The following is a 17,685-nucleotide window of genomic DNA, read 5'->3' on the forward strand; positions in this document are numbered from 1 at the left end:
AAAATATATTTTGCTATTTTAATTGAATCGTTATATAACTTTTACCATTCAATTTGTTTAATGATTAGAGGTGAACATTGTGGAACAACAGATAGGATTTATTGGATTAGGTAATATGGGCAGTGCAATATTACAAGGTATTTTAGCGAATAAAACAGTCGCACCATCGCAATTATACGTCTATGACATTAATCAAGAAGTTGTTGATTCAATGAGACAGCAATATGCTATCCATGCTATGGAAACAGCAAAAGAAGTCGCTCGTGAGGCAGATATTGTTTTTATTGCAGTAAAACCGAATAACATCAATGAAGTTTTAACGGAAATTCAAAAAGCGCTTAAAAAATCAACCGTAGTCGTATCAATTGCCGCAGGTATTACCCTTAAAGCGATTGAGGCTGTGATTGGTTATGAGCAAAAAGTTATCCGAGTTATGCCAAACACACCAGCTTTAGTTAATTCAGCAATGTGTTCTATCACGCCTAATACCGAAGTGTCAGCTGAAGAATTAGATATCGTGCAAACCGTGTTAAACTATATTGGTTTAACTGAAGTATTGCCCGAATATCAAGTTCATGCGGCAACTGGCGTGGGTGGAAGTGCGCCAGCTTTCGTGTTTATGTTTATTGAGGCGCTTGCTGATGCCGCCGTAAAAGGGGGCATGACGCGGAAACAAGCATATAAATTTGCGGCACAAACCGTAATGGGATCGGCAAAACTGATGCTAGAAACCGGTAAACATCCTGGCGCGTTAAAAGATATGGTCTGCTCGCCTGGCGGTACAACGATTGAAGGCGTACAAGTCTTAGAAGAAAAAGCCTTTAGAGCAGCGGTGATGGATGCGGTTGAAGCATGTATTAATCGTTCTAAAGTGTTAAGTGGTGAAAAGTAAATACTGATGTTAAAACGGGCTTGATTAAGCCCGTTTGATTATTGCCACTTAGTTAATTCTCGTGGAGCTAGCTAATTTGTTGCCGCCACTACGACATCCATATACTGAACGTTTCGAAAATAAGTTGCATATTCAAAATTATCAATAAACCTGTTGCAAACCAACCAATCCATTTCACCCAAGCTGAATTAACAAATTGCCCCATAACCTTTTTGTTCGAGGTGATGGCAATTAGTGGCACCATCGATATTGGCAGGGCGATGCTTAAAAAGACTTGAGTGTAAATTAACAGTTTTTCAACAACGTCTTCTTTATCGCCCCATAACCAGATGCACAAAATAACCGGTAATATCGCCATTGAGCGGGTAATTAATCGTCTTAACCAAGAAGGTAACGATAAATGCACAAAACCTTCCATGACGATTTGCCCAGTTAGCGTGCCAGTAATGGTTGCATTTTGACCAGAAGCTAATAGCGCAACAGCAAAAAGCGTGGCCATGGTTGAACTGGCAATAGTGCCGACAATTTCAGGGCTTTTAAGCGCATCATATAACTGCGTAAATCGACCTAAGTTATCCGGGTCATTACCATAAAATAACGATGCGCCAAGAATTAAGAGTAAACAGTTTATAATAAATGAAAAGCCTAATTGAATATTCGAATCGATCGTTGCCAGTTTGACCGCTTCTTTAATGTGCTTTGGATCATTGCGGTCATACTGCCTTGATTGCACAATGGATGAATGTAAGTATAAATTGTGTGGCATCACTGTTGCACCAACAATACCTAGCGCAATCAGTAGGGCAGAATCATGACCAGCAACAGTGGCGGTAAAGATATCTGTTCTGGGAATAAAGCCATTAATAATCTCAGCAAAATTGGGCTGGGAGATCAACACCTCATATAGAAAGATAAGGAAAATAGTTAAAATAAGCGCAAAAACAAATGCTTCAATTTTACGAAAGCCGAGTTTTATTAATAACAAAAGGACAAACACGTCTAATATTGTCACTAAAACGCCAAGTAGTAATGGGATATTAAATAATAAATTAAGGGCCACGGCACTGCCAATCACCTCTGCAATTTCAGTCGCCATGATAGCCAGCTCAGTTGTTATCCATAAAACATATGCTGTTTTTTTACTGACCTTAGCGCGCGTGGCTTGTGCTAAGTCAAGGCCAGTGACAATCCCTAATTTGGCACACATTGCTTGTAATAACATGGCAATTAAACTAGATAATAAAATTACCGATAAAAGCAAATAGCTATATAATGCACCACCCTGAATTGAGGTAATCCAATTGCCAGGATCCATGTATCCTACCGCAACCAAAGCTCCAGGACCTGAAAAAGCAAATAGTTTGCGTGCAAAACTCGATTTCGCATTCGCGATTGGCACTGTATTATTAATTTCCTCAAGGCTGAGGTTAGAATTTTTGAACATAAGGTACCTAAATAAGAATCTCAGTTGGTAATGATAATTATTATCATTTAGATATTACTCAAAATCAAGTGATTTAAGATAATGTTTGTTGATTAATATATCACGAGATGTGTTTAATTTAATGGCATTTTTTATATTTAAAAGGGAAATATCGCTAAATATTGTTAATATTAAAATAATCACTACGATTAAGTGATAATTCGTAAGCATTTAGCTTAGTCGATCGAATAATATTTAGGTGTTGAACGATTTTTTATAGTCAAAGGTAAGAGATGCGTTTCCTCACTCTTTACTCGCACCAAGTCGTGGATTGTGGCATAATATGCAGCAAATCACATTTTCACTGCATTCATGTCGAATGTCGGTGTCGTTTTATTTTTGAGAGTCAATCCAGTGTTAAGTACAAATAATATTACAATGCAATTCGGTAGCAAGCCTTTATTTGAAAATGTTTCTGTTAAATTTGGTAATGGTAATCGCTATGGCTTAATCGGCGCTAATGGTAGTGGTAAATCGACTTTTATGAAGATATTAGGTGGCGATTTAGTACCAACTGCTGGAAATGTTGCATTAGATCCACATGAGCGTCTTGGTAAATTAAGACAAGATCAATTTGCGTTTGAACAATATAGCGTATTAGATACCGTTATTATGGGGCATGGCGAACTGTGGCAAGTTAAACAAGAGCGCGATCGCATCTATGCGTTAGCTGAAATGAGCGAAGAAGATGGCTATAAAGTGGCAGACCTTGAAGTCCAGTATGCTGAAATGGATGGCTATAGCGCAGAAGCGAGGGCAGGAGAGCTGTTATTAGGTGTTGGTATTCCACTTGAACAGCATTACGGTTTAATGAGTGAAGTGGCACCTGGTTGGAAACTACGTGTTTTGCTTGCTCAGGCGCTGTTTTCTAATCCTGATATTTTATTGCTTGATGAACCGACCAATAACTTGGATATTGATACAATTCGTTGGCTTGAACAAGTGCTTAATGAGCGTGAGAGCACCATGATTATCATTTCACATGACCGTCACTTCCTCAATATGGTGTGTACGCATATGGCAGATATGGATTATGGCGAACTGCGTATCTACCCGGGTAACTATGATGATTACATGACAGCTGCAACGCAAGCAAGAGAGCGCCTATTATCGGATAATGCCAAAAAGAAAGCCCAAATTAGTGAATTACAATCTTTTGTGAGTCGTTTTAGTGCTAATGCGTCAAAATCTAAACAGGCGACTTCTCGTGCGAAGCAGATTGAAAAAATTCAGCTTGAAGAGGTGAAAGCCTCTAGCCGTCAAAATCCATTTATCCGCTTTGAACAAGATAAAAAGTTGTATCGTAACGCATTAGTGGTTGAAAATTTAGCGAAAGGATTTGATAACGATCCATTATTTAAAAACTTGAATTTAATGGTTGAAGTGGGCGAGAAAGTGGCGATTTTAGGGACCAATGGGATTGGTAAAACAACATTACTCAAAACATTAATGGGTGAACTTGCCGCCGATGAAGGTGATGTCAAGTGGTCTGAAAATGCTAATATTGGTTATTATGCACAAGATCATGAGTTTGAATTCGACGATGCGTTGACCGTATTCGACTGGATGAGTCAATGGAAACAGCCGAATGATGATGAGCAGGTAGTAAGAGGTATTCTCGGTCGGTTGTTGTTTTCGCAAGATGATATTAAAAAGAAAGTTAAAGTGCTCTCTGGTGGTGAGAAAGGTCGAATGTTATTTGGTAAATTAATGATGCAAAGGCCTAATATTATTGTTATGGATGAACCAACTAACCACTTGGATATGGAGTCGATTGAATCACTAAATATGGCACTAGAATTGTATAAAGGAACGTTATTTTTTGTTTCGCACGATCGCGAATTCGTCAGTTCATTAGCAACGCGTGTCATCGAAATTACATCGAATAAAGTGACAGATTATACGGGTAATTATGAAGATTACTTACGTAGCAGAGGTATTGATTAAAAATCTCATCATGTCAAGGCATTGATGGGGAACAGTAAGTGTCATGGTCGATAAATTGGAGAGGTTATATGAAAAAATTCAGTATTATTTTTGCCGCAATGGTGATGGTTGGATGTTCATCGTCAAACCATCAGCAGACAGTGGATGGTTCAATGACCCAAACATCTCTGGATTGGGCGGGTATTTATCAAGGCGTTTTACCGTGCGCTGATTGCGAAGGGATAAACACGACATTAACACTCAATCAAGATGGTTCTTTTAAGTTACAAGAAGTCTATGAAAAAGGCAAAATGCGTTATATTCCAGAAGTTACTGTCGGTAAAATTGAGTGGAACAAAACCCAGCCGGTCATTTATTTACAAGACGGTAGCGAAAAAAGAACGTTTTTTGTCGGTGAGGGCTATGTAACAGCTTATGATATGGAAGGCAATCCGATTCATAGCCAGCTAAATTATACTTTAAAACAGACACAAGTGTTTGATGCTAATCAAACCAATCAGACTCATTAAAACGAATTATTATCTATTTGATCAAATAAAACGGCATGATGACTTTATGTCGTTTTATTCCCAATCCTCATACCGGTTTTAACAATCTTACGGGCCGTTAAAATATCGCATAATTCAATAATTAATATTGATTTTCCATTCAGTCGCCGATACTCACTTAAGCGGTGACAAGTATTTATCCTGTTCGATTGTTAGTTTTGAGTTTTAATTATTATCAATTGTAAAAAATTAGTCAATGACGCTGTAAAAAACAAATAAATCACAATTTTGATATTTTTGTTTTTTTATCATCAAACGTATACTCAACTTCAACCTTTTTAGTTTATTTTTTAACAAAAGTGGAAAACAAATAGGGCTGATTGCCTGCACAGCGATAATTATAAGTAATATGATGGGCGCCGATATTGCCCTTTTGCCCACCAATTTCCTAATATTGGTTCTATTGCATTAATTAGTTAGATTATCACATTATTTGGAACAATTTTATTAGCCTATGTTTGTGTCTAATTACATTCCCCTTGCGGACACATGGTTGGAAATAATTTTGAACTAAGTCAATTCAGCTCATTTTGTTATGACTTTTATGGTGAAAATACAATGAATGCAGATGTGTCAATTTTGGACTCGCGTTTGGGATTACCGCTTGATCATTCAAGCTTAAATAAACATGCTCAAAAGTGTATTGCTGATACCTTTAATGCTGAGCATAGCTTTATTGTCACTAACGGTATGTCGACAGCTAATAAAATTGTTGGTATATATGCTTGCCCGGCTGGTAGCACAATTATTGTCGATCGTAACTGTCACAAATCAATTGCCCATTTAATGATGATGACCAATGTGACGCCGATTTATTTACGACCGACGCGAAATGCTCACGGTATGTTAGGTGGCATTCCTAAAGCAGAGTACACCAAAGCCCATATTGAATCATTAGTTGAGAAAACTGCCAATGCGACTTGGCCAGTTCATGCAATTATTACCAACTCGACTCATAGTGGCTTATTTTATAATACCAATTACATTAAACGTACGTTAGATGTTAAATCGATTCATTTTGATTCCGCTTGGGTACCTTATACTCATTTCCACCCGATTTACCAAGGTAAAGCGGGTATGAGTGGCAGTAGAGTAGAAAATAAAACGATTTATGAAACCCAATCTACACGTGAATTATTAGCGGCATGTTCACCGGCCGCAATGATTCATATTAAAGGCGACGTCAATGAAAGAGTGTTTAATCAAGGGTACATGATGCATTCCACAACCTGGCCATTGGCATCGAGTGAGGTAACAGCTGCCATGATATGTGTTGCGGCTGATGAGCATTTGATTAACCAATCGATTGAACAAGCAATCAATTTTCGTAAAGAGATCGATCGCATCAACAAAGAGTCTAATAGCTGGTTCTTTAATGCTTGGCAGCCAGATAATATTGAAAAAATTGATTGCTGGCCTTTAAATCGTGATAATAACTGGCACGGTTTTAATCATATCGATGATGATCACATGTACCTTGATCCGATTAAAGTGACGCTATTAACGCCGGGTATCGATGTGCATGGTCAATTAGAAGATACTGGTATTCCGGCTTCGCTAGTGGCTCAGTTTTTAGATGAAAATGGCATTATTGTTGAAAAAACTGGGCATTATTCTTTATTATTCCTGTTTCGTATCGATAAAACAAAATCGTCAACGCTATTAGGCACATTAATGGAGTTTAAGCGTGTGTATGATGCTAACCTTAAAATTCGTGATGTGATGCCAGAACTGTATAAAAAGGATCCGGATTTTTATCACAACATGCGAATTCAACAGCTAGCACAAGGTATTCATCAATTAATCAAACATCACCATTTACCCGAATTAATGTATCAGGCATTGGATGAATTACCCGTGATGGAAATGACGCCTTATGATGCTTTTCAACAAGTGATTTTAGGTAATGTGACGGAATGTGCATTAAAAGATATTAGTGGTAAAGTCAGTGCCAATATGATTACTCCATATCCACCTGGAGTGCCTTTGATTATGCCTGGTGAAAAAGTAACAGCGGATAATCAACCAATTGTAAGCTATCTTGAGATACTGTGTGAAATTGGTTCACACTATCCCGGCTTTGAGGCTGATATTCATGGCGTATATGAAAACGATAACGGCGAATATGTTGTGAAAGTATTGGCTCAGTAGCGCGACAAATGCCGAGTTATAGCGAAATAATTTCATGGCGTTAAATAGCAAACAACATCGGTTATTGCACATAATCGATGTTGTTAATTAGCGCGATAAAATCGATTACTTGTCTGCTGAATAACAGTTCCAAGCCGCTTGTAAGGCTTCACCGTATTTAGTTTTATGGCCTAATTTATTTAATACCGCTTCAAAGGCGGTTAAAGTTTGCATCACACAATCTTTACGGGCGTTGTATCCCATTGTGCCAATGCGCCAAACATTGCCTTTAAGTGGTCCAAATGATGAACCAATTTCGATAGCAAAATCAGATAGCATCAAGTTACGTAATTGTGCATCATCGATATTTTTCGGCTTAATGACACCGACAACGTTATTCATTTTATGGCTCACATCACCAAAAATCTCAAGGTCCATCGCTTGTAAACCCGCGAGCATCGCTTTACCATTGATTTGGTGACGAGCGATCGCATTATCCAGACCTTCTTGTAGGACAATTCGTGCACTTTCACGCGCGGCAAATAGCATGCTGGTTGCTTCGGTATGGTGATTGATTCGCTCAGCACCCCAATAGCGCATAATCATGTCGAGATCAAAATAGTTTGAGTAAATCATCTCATCACTGCCATCAACTTCATCATCACGGCGGATACCAGATTCAACACATTTACGTTTTTGAATCAGTTCAACCATATTATCATGTAGTGTAATTGGTGCGACGCCAGGTGGGCCACTGAAGCATTTTTGTAAACTAACTGACACGCCATCTAACTGCCACTTATCGACTTCTAATGGATTACCAATGATTGAGGCCGTTGCATCAACATAACTAATCACACCGTGACGTCGGCAAATCTGACCAATTTCATCGAGCGGTTGTAACATGGTGGTTGATGTATCACCTTGCACGCATAACAGTAGGCGAGGTTTCACTTTTTTGATGGCATCTTCAATCATATCAGGGCTAAAAACTTGTCCCCAAGGCATTTCGATAGTGTAAATTTCTGCCCGGCAACGTTTCGCAATTTCACATAACAACAAACCAAATCGACCAAAAACCGGAATGAGGACTTTATCATTCGGGCGAATCGTTGACATTAAAACCGCTTCAATGCCGGCTCTTGCTGTGCCATCAATCACGAAAGTTTGTTGATTAGTCGTTTTGAATATATCGCGATAAAGTGCCATCGTTTGATTCATATAGTCGGTCATCACGGGATCAAATTGTCCAATGAGCGGGGCGGCCATAGAGCGGGTAATTCGAGGATCGGCATTAACTGGTCCTGGCCCCATTAATAAGCGATAAGGCGGATTAATCTGATCATATTGCGCAATATCTAACATCCATAGACTCCTATTTAAAGCGATAAAACATGATAATGATCTACAAATTACTACAAAAAATTGTAAATAATCAAATAACTAATTAATTGTATAAAAACTTGTAATTTTATTATTTCATTAATTAAATTTTTTTTAATAGTGATTAAATAAATATCTGTGTCACATTTTCGGATTTTGATTGAATTATAATGCTCCTAAAGCTTGGTTTAGTATACTGAATTTAAAACAGAGAAGGCAACTTACGTTTAACTTATGTAGATTGATTCAAGTAATCAGTGTTACATTAAGGATAACAAATTTGACTGTCAATGACAGGGATTAACGGTAATAAGGGTCATCAGTATGAATATTTTAGAAAAAGATGTCGCTGAAATGGTAAATTGGATCGCCAGTTTTGGTGGCTTAGAAAATGGCGGAACAACACGATTGCTATACACGCCTGAATGGGTGAGAGTGCAGCATGAATTAAAAGCTCGTATGGAGCAGGCAAATATGACCGCTTATTTTGATGATGTCGGTAACTTATTTGGGCGCATAGAAGGCCAGCACGCTAACGAGCCGGTTATCATGTCTGGGTCTCACGTTGATACGGTGGTTAATGGTGGTAAACTTGATGGCCAGTTTGGCATTGTGGGGGCTTTTTTAGCCATTAAATATTTATATCAAACATACGGTAAGCCATTAAGACCCCTTGAAGTTGTCTCATTAGCGGAAGAGGAAGGCAGCCGATTCCCTTTTACCTACTGGGGCAGTAAAAATATTTTTGCTATTGCTAATCCTAACGACGTTAAGCACATTAAAGATCAAGATGGTATTAATTTTGTTGATGCGATGACATCATGTGGCTTTAATTTTAATAGCAAACCACCACGCAATGATATTAAAGCTTTTGTGGAACTGCATATCGAACAAGGTGGCGTGCTGGAGAGAGAACAAAAAAGCATTGGTGTGGTTACGAGTATCGTCGGTCAAAGGCGTTACAACGTCACTTTAAGAGGGCAAGCCAATCACGCCGGTACAACACCAATGAATTATCGCAAAGATGCGGTCTATGCGTTTAGCTGTATTTGTCATGAATCAATTGATAAAGCGGTGCAGTATGGTGATCCTTTAGTACTGACATTTGGCCGAGTGAATCCAAAACCGAATGTGGTTAACGTGGTACCCGGTGAGGTGCTCTTTTCAATCGATTGCCGCCATACTGATCAGCAGGTATTAATTGATTTCACCAAAGAACTTGAAGCGGATATGCGGCGGATTGCGACCGAATTAGGCATGTCGATCGACATCTCATTATGGATGGATGAAGCGCCGATTCCAATGAATGGACATTTAACTAAGCTGCTTGAACAGCAGTGCCAAGCCGCAGGTCTTAACTACCGAGTGATGCATAGTGGCGCGGGTCACGATTCACAAATTTTTGCACCACGCGTACCAACAACAATGATCTTTGTACCCAGTGTTGCGGGTATTAGCCATAATCCTGCCGAACATACTCATCTTGCTGATTTAACCGCAGGAGTGAAAGCATTAACCTATATGCTATACCAATTAGCATATCAGTAAACCATAGTGTAAAGAACTAACGCTATAGAGTATTAAACGGCATAGACAGTAAATGAGATTGATTAATAAAGGAAAACAACGATGGGTTATTTGAATAATAATACGGGATATCCTAAAGATTTACTTGCATCAAGAGCGGTTATTAAAAAAGATAATTATGCGTTAATTCCACCAGATGGACTGGTGAAAAACGTGATCCCAGGCTTTGATAATTGTGATATTACGATTTTGGCTACACCAAAATTAGGTGCATCATTTGTCGATTATATTGTCACGATGAATCAAGGCGGTGAAAACCGTCAAGGCTTTGGCGGTGAAGGCATTGAGATTTTTGTTTATGTCATTGAAGGGGATGTTAAGGCGAGTGCTGATACACAGCATTTTGACTTAACTTGTGGCGGGTTTTTATATTGTCCGCCTGGCGTTAAACTATACTTAAAAAATAATACCACAACGTCAAAACTGTTTTTGTATAAACGCCGTTATCAACCTCTTGCTGGTCATAAGCCTTACGTTGTATCGAATAATGTTAATAATTTACCTAAAATCGATTACGAAGGCATGACCGATGTCGCAGTACAAGACTTTTTACCTAAAGAGCTCGCCTTTGATATGAATTTTCATATCTTGACGTTCAAACCGGGTGCGAGCCATGGCTACATTGAAACCCACGTCCAAGAACACGGCGCTTATTTACTGAGCGGTGAGGGAATGTATGTGTTAGATAATGATTGGATTCCAGTCAAAAAAGACGATTATATTTTTATGGCGGCTTATGCGCTGCAAGCGTGTTATGCGGTAGGTCATGAATCGCTGAGTTATATTTATTCGAAAGATTGTCATCGAGATGTTGAGCTATAAGACAATCACAATGCCGGCTAGTGATAGACGTAAATCAACGAGATAACGGCTATCACTAAACATTATTATGGTTTTTTAAGCATGGAGCGATAAATATGAATCAGGTTTTTAGAATTGCTGCAACGGGATTGTCGATGAATTATATGCCCGAATATGTTGCGCAAGAACAAGGTTTTTTTGCAGAACAACGATTAATTGTTGAATCTTATGTTCCTTCCCCTTGGACACAGTGCTTAACGGATGTCGATAAACAAGATGCGGATGTTGTCGTTGGCGGCATTTGGTTGCCACTAATCTATATGGATCGCATCGCTAATTATTACTCATTTGCCAAAATTGCGTCGCGTTGCCCACTCGTCATCGTGTCAAGACAAAAAATAGCTGAACCGTTAAATTGGCGGGCGATGGAGCATAAACGTGTTTTGGTTTCCGGCGGTGATGGAGCAAGCCATTATTTATCGGTTGCGGGCTGTGCCAAAGAAGGCGGAGCGGAGATACAAAAAATACGGTTTATTCATGACTTTTCTACCTCCATGATCATTGATATGTTTTTAGGCGGATTTGGTGATTTTATTGTGTTACAACCGGATATGGCTAATAAGTTTATTGCTGATGGCCGTGCCTATTTGTACTGCGATCTTTCGAGGCATGGTGGTATTATTCCGTGGAGTGTCTATTACGGCACCGAAGCCCTGTTTAATCACCCTGACAATTTGGCTGGTCGATTCTATCAAGCGCTACAAAAAGCCACGACTTGGCTGCTTGAGAACGGTGGTAAGGGATGTAAAAGCATTATTGAACGTAATTGGCCACATGTAAAATTGGCTGATGGCATTGCAACCATTGATCGGTTTTGTCAAATTGGTATGTGGACACCATCAATTGAGATTACGGAGCAAGAACTCACCCGTTGGCAAGGATTCTTAGTCGAAGGTGATATCCTTGATAAGCCATTAGATTATCGCAAAGTAGTTAAAAAAGTTATTTAAATTTATTGATTACGCCCTCACTTGTAAGGTTTGTTAATATGCAAAATTTAGTAAAATTTTTTAAAGGACTCTCTGGCAGAATTATTATTGGGATGCTGTTAGGGGTTGCGGTTGGGTTATTCATTCAAGCTTATAAAGCCGATTATACGGTGCTGGAAACCTTGCCAACCTACCTGGATATGCTCGGTAAAATGTTCCTCAACTTAATGAATATGTGTATTCCATTCTTAATTTTTGGCTCAATAGTGATGTCGGTTTCATCGCTAGATCTCAAAGAATTTGGCACTGTTGGTGGTCGAACACTGTTATTATTTTTGATTACCACAGCGTGCGCGGCATTTTTTGCTGTCATTATCTCTTCTATGCTGCCTTTTGCTCAAGATCCTCTCGCGGCGGCGCAAGCAATTGCTAATGGTGATCATTCGATCGCCCATAAAGGCGCAAAAGATATCATTCTTAACTTTTTCCCAAGCAATGTGTTTGTCGCTTTTTCTCAGCCAATTGTCTTACAAGTTATTGTGTTTGGCTGCCTGTTTGGTTTATGTATTAATATGCTCAAAGATACGGTGCCTGGCGTATCAACGTTGCTGGAAGTGACACTCGCGTTTCGCGCGGTCATTATGAAAATTATTACGATGGTGATGTACATTGCACCTATCGGTATTTTTGGTATTTTATCTTATACTATTGCAACTAAAGGCCTTGAAACACTGATTTCATTAGGGCAGGTGTTAATCTATATCACTTTGATTAATATTGCATTTTTAGTACTTTATTTTATCTACATATCGGTTCGCTATGGTTTAAGCTTAGGTATGCTGATTAAAAAGAGTGCCAATGTCATTATTTTTGCGGTGACCACTACTTCAACGGCGATGTGTTTACCCGTTGCGATGCAAGATGCAAAATATTTAGGTGTCAAAGAGAAACTGTCTCATTTTATTCTACCATTAGGTAATTCGCTTAATACTAATGGTGGGCCGATTACCAATGTTGTCATTGTGGTTGCGGCGATGTCATTAAGTGGCACACCTATGGATATGATGTTTTATTTCTTATTAGCGATTTACGCAACGATTGCGGCATTTGGTAACCCTGGCGTAATTGGTGGCGCTCTGGTGTCATTAGCGGTAGTATGTGATCTATCGGGTGTGCCGTTAGATGTCGCCGTGATTTTCTTTGGTGTCGATTATTTCTTGGGAATTACCCGTGTACCTTGTAATATTATGGGCAGTATTTTCTGCTCTATTATGATGGCTAAAAAACGCGGTGAATTTGATAAAGAGGTATTTAATACTCCGTTAGACGTGTTAATGGCACAAACTGAACGGAAGTAATTTGGTCGTAACATGAAATAGCAATGTAAAGCAATGAGGCAGTACGGATCATTGCTTTATATTCAAGTTAAACAGGAATTGAGACAATTATGAGCAAATTTGATTTAATCATTAAAAATGGTTTAGTAATTTTAGATTCAGGTGAGGTTAAGGTTGATATTGCTGTTAAACAAGGCAAGATTGCCGCGATCGGTTATGATTTAGGTGAGGCAAATAAGATCATCGATGCTGAGGGATTAATTGTTAGTCCCGGCATGGTCGATGTGCATGTGCATATTACCGATCCTGGCGGCGTGAGAGCCGATTGGGAAGGCTATGTCACCGGAACGAGATCTTGTGCTAAAGGCGGCGTGACGACGTTTGTTGAAATGCCACTTAATCAGTTACCGGCAACCGTCAATGCCGATAGCATTGCAAAAAAATACCAAGCTGGCAAAGATAAACTGCATGTCGATGTCGCTTCATATGGCGGCTTAGTGCCACACAATATCAATGGTGGCATTCAAGAGTTAGATCAAGCGGGCGTTGCGGCTTATAAGTGTTTTATGACCACGTGTGGCGATCCTAATATCGAAGGGGATTTTGATAAAGCGGACGATTATACCCTATATGAAGGGATGAAACAGATTGCGAAAACCGGTAAAATTTTGGCTATTCACGCTGAAAATGGTACTATCGCCAGCGGACTGGCAAAAGCGGCCAGAGCACGCGGTGAAACAACGCTAGCGCAATATGTGGCAACTCGGCCGGTGTTTACTGAAGTGGAAGCGATTCGCCGCGCTATTTATCTGGCCAAAATTACCGGTTGTCGAATCCATATCTGTCACGTTGCTTGCCCGGAAGGGGTTGAAGAAGTGAGCAAAGCGCGCGCTGAAGGCGTTGATGTGACATGTGAAACCTGCCTTCATTACCTCTATTTTGTCACTGATGAGTTAGATAAAATCGGTATGTCTGCAAAATGTTCGCCGCCGATTCGTGATCAAGCCGCTAAAGAGGGATTATGGCAACAGATCTTTTCTGGTGCGTTATTAACGGTTGTCTCGGATCACTCACCTTGTTCACCTGGTTTAAAAGAGAAAACCGATGCCTTTGAAGCGTGGGGTGGTATCTCTGGTGTGCAAAATAACGTCGATATTTTCTTCGATGAAGGGGTGCAAAAAAGAGGCCTATCACTGAAAGCATTTGCTGATCTGATCGCGAAAAAGCCGGCGGAGCGCTTTAATTTACCAACCAAAGGCTCAATTGCAATTGGCAAAGATGCGGATTTGGTATTAATTAAACCGAACTCATCGTATGTTTTACAAGCGGCAGACTTAGAGTATCGTAATAAATTCAGCCCATATGTCGGTAGAACGATTAATGCACAAATTGCCCAAACATATTTGCGCGGTCAATTGATCTATTCACTAGAAAATGGCGTGGTTGATAAACCGCTTGGTGAGTATATTTATCGTTAAGATAACGCATTGTGTACTTAGTTTAAAAAAGGATGATATAAATCATCCTTTTTTATTAGCGTTTGATATCGATATTGGTATAAAACGCTTCCGCGATTGGGTGATTATTGGTAAATAGCGTCACCAGTTCATTAATCACTTTGCCCATATTGCTCTTTCTCCAGGCAATCGATAGTTGGGAAGGTAGTCGTGCGTTAACGACATCACAAGTGACGAGTTGGTTACTATCAAGGTAGGGTTGGCATAACCTTTTAGGTAAAAATCCCGCGCTGACGCCTTTTAGGTGGCAAACAAGCTTGGTTTGTAAGTTAGGCACAATAATTTCACGTTGACCCGGCAGTAACCAGCCTACGCGTTTACTCATTTTGATCGAGGTATCTTCGACATTAATGGCATCAAAATTACGCAGCGTTTCATTATTTAATCTGCCGGTCATCTTGGCAAGTGGGTGGTTTTGCTCAGCAACAAACACCCATGAAACTTCACCAATCGGGTAAATATTAAACATCGAGTCTAATGATTCCCAGCCCGTTGCACCAATGGCAAAATGGCTGTCACCATTGAGTAAAGAGTCCCAAACGCCCATGTAAACTTGTCTTTTGATATTAAATTGGGTAAACGGAAACTGTTTTTTTAAATACGCTAACAGATCGGCAACTGCTTCGGGGGAGAACAACAGATTATTGATGGTAATATTGATTTGCCGCTCAATGCCATTTTGTATCTCTTTGAGCTCTTCTGGCATATTCTCTATCCAACGTAGCCAATTGCAGCAGTTAAGATACAGGTGCTCCCCGGCGAGTGTTAAGGTAATCGACCGGGTAGTACGTTTAAAAAGCTGAATGCCAAGCTGTTGTTCTAACGCTTTGATTCGATATGTAATTGTTGCTGGAGTTTTAAAGAGAATTTTAGATGCTTTAGAAAAGCTATTACATTCAACGACAGTAATAAAAGTTTTTATCGTTTCTTGTTCCAGCATAATAGTACCTACCTGTATTTATATTTTTCTAATATCAAGGAACCTAGCCAAATACCGAGCAAAATATCTGCTCCGGACGTATGACCATAATTCAGTAGACGTTTAACTGAGGTTAAATTAATTGTACGTTTATTACCGATTAAGTGTATCACATTTAATAGATTTGCTGAAAATATTCCTTGCGCGGCATAAGCCAGAAAATTAGCACTCACGCGGGTTGTTTGTGGGTCAAGTAACGGCAAATTCAATGTGTGTGGCACTGGATTTAATAAACGGCTACAAAATGGGTCTGCTTGAATAATCAGTAAAATACCGGTAATGATATCATCTCCTGTTGGCGTTAGGCCTGGGCCTAAACCAATCAAAAATGATAAATCATAAGGTTCATCATCTAACAGCAATAATATCTGTTCGATTAATTTGTTTAGCTCGGGTGGCAGGGTATTTTGTCGGATCGATTTTAACGGGCCAAACAGGCCTGTTTGATGCTCAAATTGATGCATCAATTGATCGATAAATGTGAATGATGAGATAAATTTTTTGTGTATCATCAGATTCAATTTACGCGTATCATTGCTGATTAAACGCTGGTTTATCTCAATACCATTTGCTTTTTGCCGCATAGGCAGCGAGGCGTTAGCCGCTAATTGCTCTTTAACATGAGCAAAATCACGCTGTTTTAGCACATAGCCCATTGGGCTAATATCATTGTGATGGCAATGGAGCGTAACTAACTGCTGTTTATCATTAACCAGATTAATAACGCGATCATGAATGCTTAAACAGTGAAGCGTTCCTATTAGAGCCGGGACACTGTCACTAATAGCAAGAGGCTTCACTATTGTCATGGTATTATTCCTCGTTAATGTTCATTTTTTCAGCTAATGCAACGAGCGCTTTTTCAAAGCAGGCGAGTGGCGCTCTCACCGTGCCTGCACCAATTTGACCAATACCGGCTTTTTTATGCGCAATACCGGTATTAATCAGTGGTGTAATGCCCGTTTCTACCACACGGCGTAAATCAAGGCCTAGGCAGCTGCCCTGAAAGTCCCAAGATGGGATTTGTAGCATTGGGTTATGGGTCACATAAATTTCGCTCATCTCTTCGGATGTTTCAATAGCGGCATCAAGCCCACCTGCGCCAACAAAGCGCGTTACCCCCGGCGCTGCAACCATAGCTGCGCCACCCACGCCAAATGTTTCGGTGATTGCACTGTCACCAATATCGGCATTCGCTTCATCTTGGCTATAACCGGTGAAGAATAACCCTTCGGGTGTATTAACTGGCGCGGTAAACCATTGATCACCAAGCCCACTGACTTTGATGCCAAAGTCTTTACCGTTACGGGTCATGACTGTCACAATCGTTCCTGCTTTGATTGTCGCGGCGCTATCCATCACCGATTTACAATATGCCATTGCCACATTCAAGAAGAATTGATCGGTTACACTTAAGAAGTCAAAAATTTTACTCATTTCCTCTTTAGGACGGTTGAGATTGACTAATTTTGGCGATAAGGTACGTAACAGTAGCGCAGAGGCGGCGATATTACGTTGATGAAACTCATCTCCCATAGTGATCGCTTGTGCCATTAATGCGGTTAAATCGATACCGTTTTCAAACAGTTGCAATGCTTCGTTAAGTGCTGGAGCAAGAGAGTCTCGCATCCAACGATGTCTTTGCTGTACGTCTTCACCGTATGCACCAAAGCGCATCACTTTACCAATACCTTCGTTTAAATTACAGTAAGCAACGTTACCATGCGGTAGGTTTTTCACTTCTAACATTGGCATGTTAGCTGAAGTGATTCCGCCCATTGGACCGACGGCATTGACTGAGTGGCATGGAATAAATTCGACTTTGCCATTTTTAAGTAATGCCAGCGCATCGGTTTCATTGCTCGCCCAACCTTCAAATAAGGTTGCGCCAATACAAGCACCTTGCATTGGGCCCGTCATATCATCCCATTTAATCGGTGGACCGGCATGCAGCAATTTATAGCCAGTTTGTAAAGTTGGTACCGCTTCTTTGGCTGGTTTTACACCAATCCAGTGCGGGCGAGCTTCTTTAATACGTTCAATAATCGCTTCATTTGCTTCATTAATCGAGTTATATGTCATTTTTAGCCTC

13 protein-coding genes and 1 pseudogene are annotated in these 17,685 nt (G+C 39.9%); 9 read left to right on the plus strand and 5 right to left on the minus strand.

Annotated elements, in window-relative coordinates; genetic code table 11:
- The first annotated feature begins 79 nt into the window (after positions 1 to 79).
- Positions 80 to 892 carry a pyrroline-5-carboxylate reductase gene (gene proC, locus DES39_RS03430; protein WP_121144351.1) on the plus strand — a complete coding sequence of 271 codons (813 nt, stop codon included), beginning with the start codon at positions 80 to 82 and terminating at the stop codon, positions 890 to 892.
- Between the two features lie 88 nt (positions 893 to 980).
- On the opposite strand, the gene DES39_RS03435 is transcribed toward proC, so the two are convergent.
- A complete protein-coding gene (locus tag DES39_RS03435; RefSeq protein ID WP_121144352.1) occupies positions 981 to 2,336 on the minus strand; it encodes an Nramp family divalent metal transporter in 1,356 nt (451 codons plus the stop codon).
- Between the two features lie 351 nt (positions 2,337 to 2,687).
- On the opposite strand from DES39_RS03435, the gene DES39_RS03440 reads away from it, so the two are divergent.
- From DES39_RS03440 to DES39_RS03450, 3 genes and pseudogenes are all read left to right on the plus strand, one after another.
- Positions 2,688 to 4,322, plus strand: coding sequence for an ABC-F family ATPase (locus DES39_RS03440; protein ID WP_425463980.1), 1,635 nt, complete (start codon positions 2,688 to 2,690; stop codon positions 4,320 to 4,322).
- Positions 4,323 to 4,390: 68 nt separating this feature from the next.
- The gene (locus DES39_RS03445; protein ID WP_121144353.1) at positions 4,391 to 4,831 is read left to right on the plus strand and encodes a copper resistance protein NlpE; all 441 of its coding nucleotides are present in this window, start codon (positions 4,391 to 4,393) and stop codon (positions 4,829 to 4,831) included.
- 522 nt (positions 4,832 to 5,353) lie between these two features.
- Positions 5,354 to 7,021 (plus strand): annotated as a pseudogene (locus DES39_RS03450) (Orn/Lys/Arg family decarboxylase); the annotation flags it as partial.
- A 105-nt stretch (positions 7,022 to 7,126) separates the two neighbouring features.
- On the opposite strand, the gene DES39_RS03455 reads toward DES39_RS03450, so the two are convergent.
- The gene (locus tag DES39_RS03455) at positions 7,127 to 8,365 is read right to left on the minus strand and encodes a pyridoxal-phosphate-dependent aminotransferase family protein (protein WP_121144355.1); all 1,239 of its coding nucleotides are present in this window, start codon (positions 8,363 to 8,365) and stop codon (positions 7,127 to 7,129) included.
- Between the two features lie 342 nt (positions 8,366 to 8,707).
- Here DES39_RS03455 and allC point away from each other — a divergent pair, with 342 nt between their 5' ends.
- From allC to allB, 5 genes are all read left to right on the plus strand, one after another.
- Complete coding sequence (gene allC / locus DES39_RS03460) at positions 8,708 to 9,931, plus strand: allantoate deiminase (RefSeq protein WP_121144356.1); 1,224 nt, start codon at positions 8,708 to 8,710, stop codon at positions 9,929 to 9,931.
- Between the two features lie 81 nt (positions 9,932 to 10,012).
- Complete coding sequence (allE, locus tag DES39_RS03465) at positions 10,013 to 10,792, plus strand: (S)-ureidoglycine aminohydrolase (protein ID WP_121144357.1); 780 nt, start codon at positions 10,013 to 10,015, stop codon at positions 10,790 to 10,792.
- 95 nt (positions 10,793 to 10,887) lie between these two features.
- Complete coding sequence (locus DES39_RS03470; RefSeq protein WP_121144358.1) at positions 10,888 to 11,781, plus strand: ABC transporter substrate-binding protein; 894 nt, start codon at positions 10,888 to 10,890, stop codon at positions 11,779 to 11,781.
- A 38-nt stretch (positions 11,782 to 11,819) separates the two neighbouring features.
- Complete coding sequence (locus tag DES39_RS03475) at positions 11,820 to 13,118, plus strand: dicarboxylate/amino acid:cation symporter (protein WP_121144359.1); 1,299 nt, start codon at positions 11,820 to 11,822, stop codon at positions 13,116 to 13,118.
- Between the two features lie 89 nt (positions 13,119 to 13,207).
- Positions 13,208 to 14,575: an allantoinase AllB gene (allB, locus tag DES39_RS03480; RefSeq protein WP_121144360.1), complete on the plus strand. Its 1,368-nt coding sequence runs from the start codon at positions 13,208 to 13,210 to the stop codon at positions 14,573 to 14,575.
- A gap of 55 nt (positions 14,576 to 14,630) precedes the next feature.
- On the opposite strand, the gene allS is transcribed toward allB, so the two are convergent.
- Genes allS through DES39_RS03495 form a run of 3 tightly spaced genes read right to left on the minus strand, consistent with a single transcriptional unit; the run spans position 14,631 to position 17,675 of the window.
- A complete protein-coding gene (gene allS / locus DES39_RS03485) occupies positions 14,631 to 15,554 on the minus strand; it encodes an HTH-type transcriptional activator AllS (protein ID WP_121144361.1) in 924 nt (307 codons plus the stop codon).
- 8 nt (positions 15,555 to 15,562) lie between these two features.
- A complete protein-coding gene (locus DES39_RS03490) occupies positions 15,563 to 16,402 on the minus strand; it encodes an oxamate carbamoyltransferase subunit AllH family protein (protein WP_121144362.1) in 840 nt (279 codons plus the stop codon).
- A gap of 4 nt (positions 16,403 to 16,406) precedes the next feature.
- A complete protein-coding gene (locus DES39_RS03495) occupies positions 16,407 to 17,675 on the minus strand; it encodes a YlbE family protein (protein WP_121144363.1) in 1,269 nt (422 codons plus the stop codon).
- Positions 17,676 to 17,685 lie beyond the last annotated feature (10 nt).

Source organism: Orbus hercynius, assembly GCF_003634275.1.
Taxonomy (GTDB): domain Bacteria; phylum Pseudomonadota; class Gammaproteobacteria; order Enterobacterales; family Orbaceae; genus Orbus; species Orbus hercynius.